At 52.3% G+C, this 13509-nt stretch carries 14 protein-coding genes; 8 read left to right on the top strand and 6 right to left on the bottom strand.

Features of this window, described 5'->3' with window-relative positions; genetic code table 11:
• Nucleotides 1–36: 36 nt before the first annotated feature.
• The 5 genes from mpl to P2G53_RS09295 all read left to right on the top strand — a co-directional run bounded on the left by mpl (nucleotide 37) and on the right by P2G53_RS09295 (nucleotide 4364).
• Nucleotides 37–1401, top strand: coding sequence for a UDP-N-acetylmuramate:L-alanyl-gamma-D-glutamyl-meso-diaminopimelate ligase (mpl, locus tag P2G53_RS09315; protein WP_275816492.1), 1365 nt, complete (start codon nucleotides 37–39; stop codon nucleotides 1399–1401).
• A gap of 2 nt (nucleotides 1402–1403) precedes the next feature.
• Nucleotides 1404–2018: a flavin prenyltransferase UbiX gene (locus P2G53_RS09310; RefSeq protein ID WP_275816490.1), complete on the top strand. Its 615-nt coding sequence runs from the start codon at nucleotides 1404–1406 to the stop codon at nucleotides 2016–2018.
• A gap of 79 nt (nucleotides 2019–2097) precedes the next feature.
• On the top strand, nucleotides 2098–2784 hold the full coding sequence (tsaB, locus tag P2G53_RS09305; protein WP_275816488.1) for a tRNA (adenosine(37)-N6)-threonylcarbamoyltransferase complex dimerization subunit type 1 TsaB: 687 nt from the start codon (nucleotides 2098–2100) through the stop codon (nucleotides 2782–2784).
• A complete protein-coding gene (locus P2G53_RS09300) occupies nucleotides 2785–3588 on the top strand; it encodes an undecaprenyl-diphosphate phosphatase (RefSeq protein WP_275816486.1) in 804 nt (267 codons plus the stop codon). It begins immediately after the preceding gene.
• The gene (locus P2G53_RS09295) at nucleotides 3585–4364 is read left to right on the top strand and encodes a class I SAM-dependent methyltransferase (RefSeq protein ID WP_275816484.1); all 780 of its coding nucleotides are present in this window, start codon (nucleotides 3585–3587) and stop codon (nucleotides 4362–4364) included. The genes P2G53_RS09300 and P2G53_RS09295 overlap by 4 nt, the downstream gene beginning before the upstream one ends.
• Before the next feature lie 9 nt (nucleotides 4365–4373).
• On the opposite strand, the gene P2G53_RS09290 is transcribed toward P2G53_RS09295, so the two are convergent.
• Entirely contained in the window at nucleotides 4374–6572 is a 2199-nt protein-coding gene (locus P2G53_RS09290) for a 1-acyl-sn-glycerol-3-phosphate acyltransferase (RefSeq protein ID WP_275816482.1), read from the bottom strand.
• Nucleotides 6572–6781, bottom strand: coding sequence for a SlyX family protein (locus P2G53_RS09285; protein WP_275816480.1), 210 nt, complete (start codon nucleotides 6779–6781; stop codon nucleotides 6572–6574). Before P2G53_RS09285 ends, P2G53_RS09290 begins: the two co-directional genes overlap by 1 nt.
• Nucleotides 6782–7027: 246 nt before the next feature.
• Between P2G53_RS09285 and P2G53_RS09280 the strand changes: the two genes are divergently transcribed.
• Nucleotides 7028–7429, top strand: a complete 402-nt coding sequence (locus tag P2G53_RS09280) for a cold shock domain-containing protein (RefSeq protein WP_345799205.1) — start codon at nucleotides 7028–7030, stop codon at nucleotides 7427–7429.
• A gap of 73 nt (nucleotides 7430–7502) precedes the next feature.
• Here P2G53_RS09280 and P2G53_RS09275 read toward each other — a convergent pair whose 3' ends face one another.
• A complete protein-coding gene (locus tag P2G53_RS09275) occupies nucleotides 7503–7916 on the bottom strand; it encodes a gamma-glutamylcyclotransferase family protein (protein WP_275816479.1) in 414 nt (137 codons plus the stop codon).
• 327 nt (nucleotides 7917–8243) lie between these two features.
• Here P2G53_RS09275 and P2G53_RS09270 point away from each other — a divergent pair, with 327 nt between their 5' ends.
• The gene (locus tag P2G53_RS09270; RefSeq protein ID WP_275816477.1) at nucleotides 8244–8876 is read left to right on the top strand and encodes a TorF family putative porin; all 633 of its coding nucleotides are present in this window, start codon (nucleotides 8244–8246) and stop codon (nucleotides 8874–8876) included.
• A 118-nt stretch (nucleotides 8877–8994) separates the two neighbouring features.
• On the opposite strand, the gene gatB is transcribed toward P2G53_RS09270, so the two are convergent.
• From gatB to gatC, 3 genes are read right to left on the bottom strand one after another with little or no spacing between them, the layout of a single operon-like run.
• Nucleotides 8995–10446 (bottom strand): Asp-tRNA(Asn)/Glu-tRNA(Gln) amidotransferase subunit GatB, encoded by a 1452-nt coding sequence (gene gatB, locus P2G53_RS09265; RefSeq protein WP_275816475.1) that lies wholly within the window; start codon nucleotides 10444–10446, stop codon nucleotides 8995–8997.
• A 4-nt stretch (nucleotides 10447–10450) separates the two neighbouring features.
• Entirely contained in the window at nucleotides 10451–11911 is a 1461-nt protein-coding gene (gene gatA, locus P2G53_RS09260; protein ID WP_275816473.1) for an Asp-tRNA(Asn)/Glu-tRNA(Gln) amidotransferase subunit GatA, read from the bottom strand.
• A gap of 28 nt (nucleotides 11912–11939) precedes the next feature.
• A complete protein-coding gene (gatC, locus tag P2G53_RS09255; protein WP_275816471.1) occupies nucleotides 11940–12227 on the bottom strand; it encodes an Asp-tRNA(Asn)/Glu-tRNA(Gln) amidotransferase subunit GatC in 288 nt (95 codons plus the stop codon).
• Between the two features lie 220 nt (nucleotides 12228–12447).
• Here gatC and P2G53_RS09250 point away from each other — a divergent pair, with 220 nt between their 5' ends.
• Nucleotides 12448–13485: a rod shape-determining protein gene (locus P2G53_RS09250; protein WP_275816469.1), complete on the top strand. Its 1038-nt coding sequence runs from the start codon at nucleotides 12448–12450 to the stop codon at nucleotides 13483–13485.
• The last annotated feature ends 24 nt before the right edge of the window (nucleotides 13486–13509 follow it).

The raw sequence follows: 13509 nt of genomic DNA, 5'->3' as shown, positions 1-13509 counted from the left end.
CTTCAGGAAGAAAAAACGAGGTAAGGAGTTGGGATTTTGCATATCCATATTTTAGGCATCTGCGGAACCTTTATGGGCTCGCTGGCCATTCTGGCGAAAGCCCTCGGACATCGGGTGACAGGCTCCGATCAGAATGTCTATCCACCGATGAGCACCCAGCTTGAAAGTCAGGGCATTGAGTTAATTCAGGGTTATGATCCGATTCAGTTAGAGCCCGCGCCGGATCTGGTCGTGGTGGGCAATGCAATGTCTCGTGGTAACCCCTGTGTTGAATATGTGCTGGATAAGGGGCTGACGTATACCTCGGGTCCGCAATGGTTGTCTGAGCATCTACTGCAGGATCGCTGGGTGTTGGCGGTGGCGGGTACCCACGGTAAAACCAGTACTGCCACCATGCTGGCCTGGATTCTAGAATATGCGGGTATGTCGCCCGGTTTTCTGATTGGTGGTGTGCCGCAGAATTTTCCTGTCTCTGCCCGGTTGGGTGATACGCCTTTTTTCGTAATTGAGGCAGATGAGTACGATACGGCGTTTTTTGATAAACGCTCCAAGTTTGTTCATTACCACCCACGCACCTTGATTCTGAATAATCTGGAATATGATCACGCGGATATTTTCCCGGATCTGGCGGCCATACAGCGGCAGTTTCATCATCTGATGCGTATTCTGCCTGCTTCCGGCCAGGTGATTGTGCCGACTGGTCAGCCTGCACTTGAATCAGTACTCGAAATGGGTTGCTGGAGCGAACGGGTCAATGTCGACACGACAGGGCAGGTTGCAGACTGGCAGTCTGAATTGCTGGCGGCTGATGGCAGTGCATTCAGAGTCAGGCTGAAAGGCGTTGTGCAGGGTGAAGTGCAGTGGAGCTGCACCGGTTTACACAATGTAAATAATGCACTGGTTGCTATGGCTGCTGCCCATCATGTGGGGGTTACGCCGGAACATAGTATTGCCGCGCTTTCAGAGTTTGCCGGGGTTAAGCGGCGTATGGAGCTGCTGGGTACCGTGAGGGGTGTCCGTGTCTACGATGACTTTGCTCACCACCCCACGGCTATCGCCACTACACTTGAAGGTATTCGTAACAAGGTGGGGCAGGAGAAAGTCATTGCGGTGATTGAGCCGCGCTCCAACACCATGCGTCTGGGCGGGCATCAGGCTGCACTATCTGCATCCGTAGCTGAGGCCGATGCGGTTTGCTGGTTTGAACCGGCGGGGCTGAACTGGTCTTTGGAGCAGGTGATTGAAACGAGCCCGGTGCCAGCGCGTGTATTTAATTCTACAGCTGAGATTATTGAACACCTGCAGGCTGAAACTGCTCAGCCGTGCCATATTGTGATTATGAGCAATGGCGGTTTTGAGGGCATTCACCAGCGGTTGATAACTGCTCTGGAACAGGTTTAGTTATGTCCGAAAAGACAATTACACTGGCAATTACCGGTGCCTCCGGTGCCCAATATGGCCTGCGTTTGCTGGAGTGCCTGCTGGCGCAACAGTGTAAAGTGTATGTGATGATTTCCCGGGCTGCCCAAGTGGTGATCAACACCGAAACGGATCTGGTTCTGCCAGGTACGCCCTCCGAGCAGCAGCAATTTTTGACGGATCTTTATAACGCCAATGAAGGTCAGTTACGGGTATTTGGCCGCGAACAATGGATGGCGCCGGTCGCTTCTGGTTCAGGTGCGCCAAGTCGCATGGTGGTGTGTCCCTGTAGCACGGGCACCTTGTCAGCCATTGCCTGTGGTGCCAGCAATAACCTGATTGAACGGGCCGCTGATGTGGCTTTGAAAGAGCGGCGGCAGCTTATTCTGGTGCCGCGCGAGGCGCCATACTCTGAAATTCACTTGGAGCATATGCTTAAACTGACCCGCATGGGTGCAGTGGTGATTCCTGCCAGTCCCGGTTTTTATAATAAACCCCAGTCAGTCGCAGATATGATTGACTTTGTGGTTGCGCGTATCCTCAATCAACTGGGTTTTTCGCATGCGTTGATGCCCGCCTGGGGTGGGGACCTGAGTTAGCGTGACGCATTCTCTGATGGATGAAATTCCCCGTATCGGGCGTTAGAATCGCCGCAATCGTTTTAGAAGAGTTGTTTTAATGGCAAAAATACTGGCACTGGATACCTCAACGGATGCCTGTTCTGTCGCGCTGCACCTTGATGGTGAGGTGATGCAGGATTTCAGAGTGATCCCCCGGCAGCATACGCAGCAGTTGTTACCAATGGTCGAAGCCATGTTGGCTGAGGCGGGATTGAGCGTGCAACAGCTGGATGCTATCGCGTTTGGCAGGGGGCCTGGCTCTTTTGCGGGTATCCGGATTGCGACCGGCGTGACTCAGGGCCTGGCCTTTGCAGCAGACCTGCCTGTATTGCCCGTTTCTACACTGGCCTCGCTGGCACTGAGTGCATGGCTGGAAGAGGGGGCTGACAATGTGGTGGCGGCGCTGGATGCACGTATGGATGAGATCTATGTGGCGGCGTATCGGATTGATCAGGGGCTGCCCGTTGAAGTTATGCCTGAGAAAGTTTGTCCCCCTTCACTGCTCACTCTGCCGGAGATGAGATCGCCCTTGGCTGTGGGCAGCGGCTGGTGTTATCTGAACAGCATGTCGTCAGAGGTGCAGCAACAGGTAAGGGTTTCAACCCGTACTTATTATCCTAATGCAGCGGTGATGCTGACGCTGGCACTGTCAGATTGGGCGCAGAGTAAAGCGGTAACTGCTGAGCAGGCGTTACCGGTCTATTTGCGGGATGAAGTGGCCTGGAAAAAGTTGGATCAACAGTAAATGGAATTTCTGCACCTTTTTATTCTGGCCCTGCTGCAGGGGCTGACAGAATTTCTGCCGATCAGTAGCTCGGCTCACCTGATTTTACCCTCGCAACTGCTGGGCTGGCCCGATCAGGGGCTGGCGTTTGATGTCGGTGTGCATGTGGGTACTCTGCTGGCGGTGATGTTTTATTTCCGTTATGACCTGATTCAGCTGCTGCAGGCCTGGTTAGTCAGCCTGACGGGCAGGGCCTCTGCTGAGTCCCGCCTGGCCTGGTGGATCATACTGGCAACGCTGCCTGCGGTGGTGGCCGGATTTACCTTTAATCACCTGATTGAGACAGAACTGCGATCTATTCTGGTCATCGCTGCAACAACGCTGATTTTCGGGGCGCTGCTGGGCTGGGCTGACTGGTTTCGAAAAGAGCAGCGGCAGATGGAGCAGATAACGTTCAAAGACGCCTGCATTATTGGTTTTGCTCAGGCGATCGCGTTGATTCCCGGGACCTCACGCAGTGGCATCACGATTACCGCCGGGCTGCTGATGGGTCTGAAGCGTCAGGCGGCTGCACGTTTTTCTTTTTTGCTGTCGGTCCCGGTCATTATGGGCGCAGGTTTGTTGAAAACGGTTGATCTGATTCAGACACCGGAACCGCATTGGGCTGGCGTGATGATGGGCACAGTGGTGGCGGGATTGAGTGCATATGCCTGCATCCATCTGTTCCTGAGTTGGCTGGATCGTATCGGTATGCAGCCGTTTGTGATTTATCGTTTGTTGTTGGGCGCTGTTTTGCTGCTGGTCTGGTTGGGCAGTGGCGCATGAATTCGGCCCCTCTGGTGATTTTGGCGGATCCTGATTGTCAAAGTGCAGGCCAGATTTTAGCTGAGCGTTTGCAACTGCCTCTGGTGGATGATTCGACAGGTTATGATCTGGTCTTGGAGGTATTGCCGGAGGGTTTACAACTGCAGCCGTTGGGGAAAAAAGCACCCGGACCTACCCGGGTTGATTTTGTGTCTGGTGCGGTTGCCCACCGGCGTCAGTTTGGTGGCGGAAAAGGGCAGATGATTGCCAAAGCGGTGGGCATCAAAGGGGGCGTCTGTCCTGCGGTGCTGGATGCGACCGCAGGCATGGGTCGTGACGCTTTTGTGCTGGCAACCCTGGGTTGTGAAGTCACCCTGCTTGAACGTGCTCCGGTCATCCATGCGTTGCTGGAAGATGGTTTATTCAGAGCGGGTAAGGCAGATGATGCTGAGCTTCAGGCTATTATTGCGCGCATGCAGTTGATCAACGCAGACAGTCAGCAATGGATGACAGATCAGGCAGCCGCTGGCCAGCGTTACCCGGTTGTGTATCTGGACCCAATGTTTCCGCATTCGGACAAATCCGCACTGGTAAAAAAAGAGATGCGAGTGTTCAGGCCTGTGGTGGGTGATGATCTTGATGCAGATGCTCTGCTCGACAGCGCGCTGCAGATTGCCTCGCACCGTGTGGTGGTTAAACGCCCTCGCAAAGCGCCGTTTCTGGCGCAAAAAACGCCCTCCTATCAGCTGGAAGGTAAATCCAGCCGCTATGATATCTACGCCTTGAAAAAACTCTGACAAATTCGCCTAGAACAAGGCGGATACGTGTTCAGGCAGTAAGTCCCTTAGTTTATCAGCACTGTCACGCGGCAGGTTCTGCAGGGTCAGTTGATTGTTGTTTTCTCTGATAATTTCAAACTGAATCAGCAGGCTGACCAGATGTTCCAGCGCCCGGGTGTCTGCATAGAGTGCCACCGGATGGCCGGTTTGTTGCTGCAGCCGCAGACCTGTTTTCTGGCAGGTTTCTATCAGTTCTGTCCTTGAACAGCCCGGATATTTGAGCAACAGGCTCAGCAAAATCGCGTAGCGAATTAAGACGCCCTCGGCCAGTCGTTGCAGGATTACCACCGCCGGATGGTCAGAGCAGTGCCAATGCCGTTTGCTCGCTGCTTTGAGTAAGTCTGCATCAAGCAGTTTTTGACGTTGTTTTTTCAGTTTTGCTGTCAGCTCTGCGGGATCGTTGTGCAGGTAGTACTCAGCCTGTAACAACGGGTAAATAAGTCGAACAAGTCGGTTGATATTCAGTGCATGGGGATTGTGTAAACGCTGGCACAAAAAAAGATACAGTGCCGGCAGAAGCAGGCAGTGCTCGGTGCTGTTACGTTGATACCAGAGTACTGCCATCTGCTCAGGCGTCACGCTGATCTGGTCCAGTTGAGCGGTGAGCTGGTCACGCTGCAGGGCTGCGCTGATGATTTCGTCAGCAGTCTGTCTGGTAGGACAGGGCGTATAGTCGGTTAAGTGACCTGACACGGCCAGAAGGGCGGAGAGGTTGTTCTGTAAGCTGGTCCTGCTCTGTTTTGGTTGATCCAGCACAGCCAGCGCCAGAAGTGTGTTGGGTGTGATTTGTGCCTGTTGATTGATGCGTTTTAAAACCTCTGTGCCTATCTGTGCGGCAGTGAGATGTGTGTCTGTACCGGCTTTGGTGACGAATAACGGATCGGCAAAAGCGAGGCGTGCGGAGCCAAGATCACGTTTGATCAGTCGAAAGGATTTCAGGGTGCCAAGCAGTGACTCTTTTTGCTTCGGCTGACCATTGAGCTGAGAGACAAAAGAGGTTGCATCAGGTGTCTGGTCGTAATCAATCCATACAGGAATCATCGCCAGCTTTTGCTGGGGTTGGCGCGTCTGGTTATCCAGCAGCATGTTCAGCAATCCGAGTCGGGCGGGCAGTAGATGACCGGTTCGGCTGCGACCGCCCTCAATAAAAAACTCAAAAGGCAGGCGGGCATCGGTGAGTACCTTCATGTACCCCTGAAATAAAGCTGTATAGAGCGCATCATCCCTGAAGCTACGGCGCATGAAAACGGCGCCCGCCTGCTGCAATAAGCGACCAATCAAGGGCATGTTCAGGTTATCTCCTGCTGCTACATAGGGCAGTGGAAATCCGTTTTTATGCAAGACCCAGTTCAGCAACAGATAATCAAGATGGCTGCGATGGCAGGGAATAAAAATCATCTGATGGTCTTTGGGGATAGACAATACCCGTTCGATGCCGCGAATTTCCAGATGGCTGCAGATCGATTTCCAGATCCAGCTCATCAGGGGTGTAAATATGTTGATGGTGATTGGCTTTGGATTGGCAGCAATGCTGTCCAGAATCTGGCGTGCCGTTCTTTTTACCTCTGCAATATCTACTCTCTGTGCTCGGGATGCCTGAATCATTTCAAGTTTCACCTTTTCCCATTTCAGGGTAGAGGCAATGAGTTGTTCGCGGTCAGTATCGGGTACAGCGAAGCTGATATTACGTAAGCGCTCAAAGTGTTTGCTAAGTGCCGTGATCAGATTGAATGTGGTTTCGGTTAAGCTTGCTGTCTTTTCGTCTGCTGCAAGGTCAACCCATACCGGCTGTCCCATCTGGAAGCGGGTTTGTTTAGGTTGGTCAAACCAGCATCTTTTCGAGGGAGTGTTTTTCTTGCTCAGCAGGCAGACAGGGATCAGTTTAATTCTGTTGGCTGCTGATTTATGCCATTGGGAGAGTTGATGATGTAAGGTGTTGTGCGCATTGTCACTTTGCAACGGTGGCAGGCTCAAAACAGTTAATGATCTGTCCGGAAACTGCCGCTTTATGGTGCGAAGCAGCAAGGCGTGTTGGGATGAATCTTCAGTATTCAGGACCAGACAGGTGAGTTGTGAGTCATCGGCCTGCAGCAGCGCGGCCGGACGAAGAGCGGGCAGGTGACCTCTGTGTGGCAACCATTGTCTGAGCCTGAAGGAGCTGCGCATCAGTAATGAGGTGGTGGTGTGCTGTCATCCGCTGAACTGATGCCGTTTTGTGACAATGACTGTAGTTGCTGGTGCATCAGTTTCAGCATTCGGGTCAGGCGCTCAATGTCCAGTTCCTGTTGGGATACGACCTGATTAAGTTTGTCCAGCGTATCTTCCTGAAACGCCACCCGTGTCTCAAGTTCGGTAACGCGATCCTCGGTGTTCATTTGTTAACCTGTTCGGCAGAGGGAAAGAGTATGTGCGGTCGCACAAGTTTCAATCCTAACAGCATAGAACAAATGGGTTTGAAATTAAATTCGCGGATAATGGATAAGCTATTGAAAAGGAATATGAAATTCGATATAAATTTTTGTCCGGCCTGGGTGGATGCTTTTGGGCTCGGGATTTGTGTGTTTTGATAATTTAAAATAATGATGAGGGGTGGTCTGTTGATACGAGGTTTAATTGCAAGTGTGATTGCAACAGCATTGTTGCCGTTGTTGCTGACACAGTTCGCGGGTGTTGAAGTTCAATGGTCCAACATTCCTGCATTGCTGCTGATCCTGGTTATTACCCTCGCTGCTACGTTATTTGCCAGTCTGGGTGGCTCAGGTGTGGGCAGTGATGCTTCCGGCGCAGAAGAGTGCAGCGAAGATGAGGATGATGGCCGTGAGCAGGGCACTGTGAAATGGTTCAACGTTTCCAAAGGCTTTGGGTTTATCACGCGCGGAAATGGCGATGACGTGTTTGTGCATTTTCGCAACATCCGAGGTCGCGGTCACCGGTCTTTGACTGAAGGGCAGCGTGTTCGCTTCAATGTTCGTGAGAGTGATAAAGGTCTCCAGGCTGAAGACGTTTCTGTTCTGAAAGGTTAATCTGTCTGACTGAAAACACACCGCTAGATGATCTGCAGAGATTATTTACGGTGTGTTTTTTTATGGTTTCTGTTTATTCGTCCGGTAGCTGCCAATCCTCTGGCAGGACCTGCCCGACGTTTTCCTGCTTCCAGATATAACACCAGGCTTGCCTGGCTCCCTGACGAGTCAATACCCTGACTATCTGACGGTCATATTCATCACCTTCGTAAAGATCCAGTTTTTTCAGATCAATGGCGTTTACCCGGTAAAGGTAACCGCGCGTGAGTTTGCCTCTTCTGGGGATGATGCCCGGGTAGTGTCTGTGCTTAAGGCTATGCCTTTGGTAACCACAGAGGCTTGCTGCCATCGGTTTGGAAAAAGTGCGACTACAAATGAACTGCATCAGTTCGGGGCGCATCAAGGTGCCATAGGTGAACAAATATATCCGGCTGCCATGAACTGGTGAAGGTGCACTGCAAAAACGGGTTTTCCAGCTGGATTGCATATTGAGAAATCCTGAATTCTGCGGAGGAGAGCAGTTATTTTTACTGCAAAATACGCTTAAAGCGATATGGGGCTGCGAATAAATATTGCAGGTGCGTTAAAGGAAGGATGGTTTTTTGTTACAATTTGGTGCGTCAGGTTATTTTTATGCTCTTATTTGATGCAAATAGGGCGTCTGAGTTTTTACTCTGTTCTTGGTAAATAAAATTTTATGTTTTTTAAGTTATTGAATTTAAATGAATTCTTCCAAGTGGCATAGCCTGTGCTTTAAGACAATCAATCATCACAATTAACATATCCTAGGGGGGAATAAATGATGATGAAGCCAATGACTAAAGCTCTGATTGCTGCTGGTCTTATGTCTGCTTCTGTAGCTGCGAATGCGGGCCTGTCTGCCAACATTGGTGCAATGAGCGATTACTGGTTCCGTGGTATTGACCAGACTGAAGGTGCGAGCGTCATGGGTGGTGTTGACTATGCTGCTGACAACGGTATCTACGTTGGTCTGTGGGCTGCCAGCCTGGATGCTCCGGATACTACTGACGACGGTGAGCAGGTTGAGTACGACATCTACGGTGGTTACGGTAACGAAATCGGTGGTTTCTCTTACAGCGTTGGTTACACCGGTTACTTCTACACTGAAGGCGATGTTGATTTCCACGAATTGAACCTGAACTTCGGTTACAGCTTCCTGAGCCTGGAAGTCACTTTCGGTACTGAAGATGGTCCATCTGGTTACGACGAAGCTGATTACTCTTTCGTAGCACTGACTGGTGAATACGAAGGTGCTTACCTGACTTACGGTGACTTCGGTCAGGATTACGAAGGTGACTACGTTGAGCTGGGTTACGGCTTCTCTTATGAAGGTCTGGACATGGGCGTAGCTTACATCAACGCTGACGAAGATCTGGGTGACGGTTCTACTGTTACTTTCAGCATCAGCAAAACGTTTGAGTTCTAAGACCGACTTGCCCCGGTTGACATACTAGGTGTTAACCCGTCAGCGTTGCTGGCGGGTTTTTTTATGCCAAAAAAAATGCCGCCCAGCTGGGCGGCATTTTTGTAGATAACGATCGGGATTAAACGAGCGCGTCCAGCTTTTGTTTCAGAATACCCTGAACCTGTCCCGGGTTCGCTTTGCCCTGGGAGAGTTTCATGACCTGTCCCATAAAGAAACCGATCATTTTGCCGCGTTTATCTGGCTCAGCGCTGACATATTGCTCTACCTGGGTGGTGCACTGGGCGATAACCTGATCAACGATCTGCTCAATTGCACCGCTGTCGGTTACCTGCTTCAGCCCTTTGGCTTCGATAATCTCGTCTGCGCTACCGCCTTCGCTCCACATCACCTCAAACACCTGCTTGGCGATATTGCCGGACAGGGTGTTGTCTTTGATCCGTTCCAGCAGTCCGCCCAATTGCTCTGCGCTGACCGGAGATGCAGTAATCTCGAGGTCATTCTGATTCAGGTATTTTGCGAGTTCACCCATGACCCAGTTTGCGGCCAGCTTGCCATCCTTGCACTGTTTGGCGGCGGTATCAAAGTAGGCCGCTTGTGAAGGTGTGGATGAGAGCACGCCAGCGTCGTAATCAGACAGTCCGTATTGTTCAATGAACAGGGCTTTCCACTGATCAGGCAGCATTGGCAGGGCGTCACGGACGGCATCAATAAAACTGTCGTCAATCTCAACCGGCAACAGGTCAGGGCAGGGGAAGTAGCGGTAGTCGTTGGCTTCCTCTTTGCTGCGCATGGAACGCGCCACTTTTGTGTCACCGTTGTATAAACGGGTTTCCTGAATGACTTTGCCGCCGCTCTCGATCAGGTCGATCTGGCGCTCGACCTCAAGGGCAATGGCTTCTTCCATAAACCGGAAAGAGTTGAGGTTCTTGGTTTCGGTACGGGTGCCCAGCGTATCACTTCCAGCTGGACGCACAGATACGTTGACGTCAAAGCGCATGGAGCCTTCGGCCATGTTGCCGTCACAGATGCCGATTGAGGTGACAATGGAATGCAGTTTGCGGGCGAATGCCACTGCTTCTTCGGCAGAGCGCATATCGGGCTCTGTTACGATCTCAATCAACGGTGTGCCGGCCCGGTTCAGGTCGATGCCGCTCATGCCATGAAAGTCTTCATGCAGGGATTTGCCTGCATCTTCCTCAAGGTGGGCATGGTGAATGCGGATCTGGCGTGTTGTGCCGTCTTCCAGTGTGATTTCGACATGTCCCGCCCCGACAATCGGCTCAGCCAACTGAGTGGTCTGATAGCCTTTTGGCAGGTCGGGGTAAAAGTAGTTTTTGCGTTCAAACACAGAGCGTTTGCCAATCTCTGCATCTACCGCCAGGCCAAACGCTACCGCTTTGCGCACTGCTTCGGCATTCAGCACCGGCAATGTGCCGGGCAGGGCCAGGTCAACGGCGCAGGCCTGTGTATTGGGTTCGGCGCCAAACGCAGTGCTGGCACCGGAGAAGATTTTGGTGGCAGTGGAGAGCTGAACGTGGATCTCCAGACCAATGACTGTTTCCCATGCCATCTGCTTATACCTCGCTCAGACCGTCTGGTGACTGTTGGTGCCAGTCTGTTGCCAGCTGGAACTGATGTGCCACATTCAGTAGTTTCTGTTCGGCAAAATAGTTGCCGATAATCTGCAGGCCAACGGGCATGCCATTGACCTTGCCGCAAGGAATCGACATGCCGGGCAGGCCAGCCAGGTTCAGGGAGATGGTGAAAATATCTTCCATGTACATGGCCACCGGATCGGAGGTTTTTTCGCCCAGTTTGAAGGCTGGATGGGGTGTGGTCGGACCCATGATAACGTCGACTTCCTGCAGGGCTGCCGTGAAGTCGTTCTGGATCAGACGGCGTACCTGCAGTGCCTTGTTATAGTAAGCGTCATAGTAACCCGCAGAGAGGGCGTAGGTGCCGATCATGATGCGGCGTTTGACCTCAGCGCCAAAACCTTCACCCCGGCTGCGCTTGTACATGTCTTCCAGATCAACCGGATTTTCGCAGCGATAACCGTAGCGTACGCCATCAAAACGGGACAGGTTGGATGAGGCTTCTGCCGGAGCAATGATGTAATACGCAGGTACAGACAGGCCGGTATTGGGCAGGCTGATCTCATGCAGGGTTGCACCCAGTTTTTCAAACTCTTTCAGGGCAGCTTCAGTCTGTTTCGCCAGTTCCGGATTGGCCTGATCGATGAAGAACTCTTTGGGCAGGCCGATGCGCAGCCCCTGTAGCGGCGTGTTGAGTTCGGCGCAGTAATCCGGTACCTCGCGGTCTACAGAGGTGGAGTCTCGCGGATCAAGCCCCGCCATCACGTTCATCATCATTGCGGCATCTTCAGCGCTGCGGGTCATTGGGCCTGCCTGATCAAGGGATGAAGCAAAGGCGATCATGCCGTAACGGGAGATGCGGCCATAGGTTGGCTTCAGGCCGGTAATGCCACAAAGCGCGGCAGGCTGGCGGATAGAGCCGCCGGTATCGGTGCCGGTAGCGGCCGGTGTCAGTCGACCGGCGACGGCAGCAGCGGAACCGCCGGAGGAACCACCGGGCACATAGTCAGTATTCCAGGGGTTGCGTACTGGGCCGTAAAAGCTGGTTTCGTTGGAGGAGCCCATGGCGAACTCATCCATATTGGTTTTACCCAGTGTCACTGCGCCAGCCTGATTGAAGCGCTCAACCACAGTGGCGTTGTAGGGTGAAATAAAGTTATCCAGCATTTTTGAAGCGCAGCTGGTGCGAACGCCTTCAGTACAGAAGATGTCTTTATGGGCGATGGGCAGACCGGTGAAAATGCCCGCATTGCCAGTGGCAATGGCCTGATCGGCTGCTTTTGCCTGAGCGATCGCCCGCTCTTCGCAAACTGTAATAAAGCTGTTGTAACGACTGTCCTGCTGTTTAATGCGCTGCAGGTAGGCCTGGGTCAGCTCCACGCTGCTGTATTCACCCTGTTGCAGGCCTTTGGCCAGTTCGGCCAGTGTTTTTTCAAACATGATGTTTCCTTAAATCCTGAACCGGGGCTTATTCAATAACACGAGGAACCAGAAACAGGCCCTCTTCCACGGCAGGCGCATGGGCCTGTAGCTGGGTGCGCTGGTCGAGTTCGGTTACATCATCTGCGCGCAGGCGTTGTACCGCATCAAGGGGGTGTGCCATGGGCTCCACGCCAGTGGTATTAACAGCCTGCAGCTGATCAACCAGCTGCAAAATATTAGTCAGATTCTCGGTGTACTGAGGAATATCCTGCTCGGCAATTTGCAGGCGTGCCAGATGGGCAATCTTTTCCACATCAGAGCGGTCAAGGGACATAGTTTTCTCTCACGGCCGGGGTGATGTCAGGCGTTGAAAAACGCGCATTGGACAAGGGCCGTACAATACCACAATGGCGGGATCGGAAGAAGGCTGAAAAAGCGACAATACATTGTCTGACAACGGATATACGCTTGCTGAATTTGTCCACCATTGATAGAGTTACGGGATTTCAGGATCCGGCGGCAACCGGGCTGCAGAATTCTAGGACTCCCATTCCATGCTCAAGAAAATCCGTGGTCTTTTTTCAAGCGATCTGTCCATTGACCTGGGCACCGCTAATACACTGATCTATGTCCGTGATAAGGATATCGTGCTGAACGAACCCTCCGTGGTCGCGATTCGCCAGACAGGCAACCAGAAATCGGTTGCAGCGGTTGGTGCAGACGCTAAACGGATGCTGGGGCGTACACCCGGTTCCATTACGGCTATCCGTCCGATGAAAGACGGTGTGATCGCTGACTTCCATGTTACCGAGAAGATGCTGCAGTACTTTATCAGCAAGGTGCATGACAATAATTTCCTGACACCAAGCCCACGTGTGCTGGTTTGTGTGCCCTGCAAATCCACTCAGGTGGAACGCAGGGCTATCAAAGAGTCTGCCATGGGGGCAGGTGCCCGTGAGGTTTACCTGATCGATGAGCCAATGGCTGCAGCGATTGGTGCAGGCCTGCCAGTAGACGAAGCCAGTGGCTCCATGGTGGTGGATATTGGTGGTGGTACCACTGAAATTGCTGTCATCTCACTGAACGGTATTGTTTATGCCGACTCAGTGCGTCTGGGCGGCGACCGTTTTGATGAATACATTGTCACCTATGTGCGTCGTAACTACGGCAGCCTAATTGGTGACTCCACGGCTGAGCGTATCAAGCAGGAAATTGGTACTGCCTATCCGTCCACTGAAGTACGTGAAATTGACGTCCGTGGTCGCAACCTTGCTGAAGGTATTCCGCGCAGCTTTACACTCAACAGCAACGAAATTCTGGAAGCACTGCAGGAACCGCTTTCTGCCATTGTGCAGGCGGTGAAAAGCGCACTGGAACAGTGTCCGCCTGAGCTGGCTTCGGACATTGCTGAGCGCGGAATCGTACTGACCGGTGGTGGTGCGTTGTTGCGTAATATTGATCGTCTTATCAGTGAAGAGACAGGTCTGCCGGTGATTGTGGCAGAAGACCCTCTGACCTGTGTGGCTCGGGGTGGTGGTCGTGCGCTTGAAATGCTCGACAAACATGGTTTTGAACTGGTCAGCTATGATTGAGCGCATGTTCTGTGCTCAATCTTT

The organism is Neptuniibacter sp. CAU 1671, assembly GCF_029222905.1.
Classification (GTDB): Bacteria; Pseudomonadota; Gammaproteobacteria; order Pseudomonadales; family Balneatricaceae; genus Neptuniibacter.
Note: the sequence above shows the minus strand (reverse complement) of the source record. Positions and strands in the feature narration are given on the sequence as shown.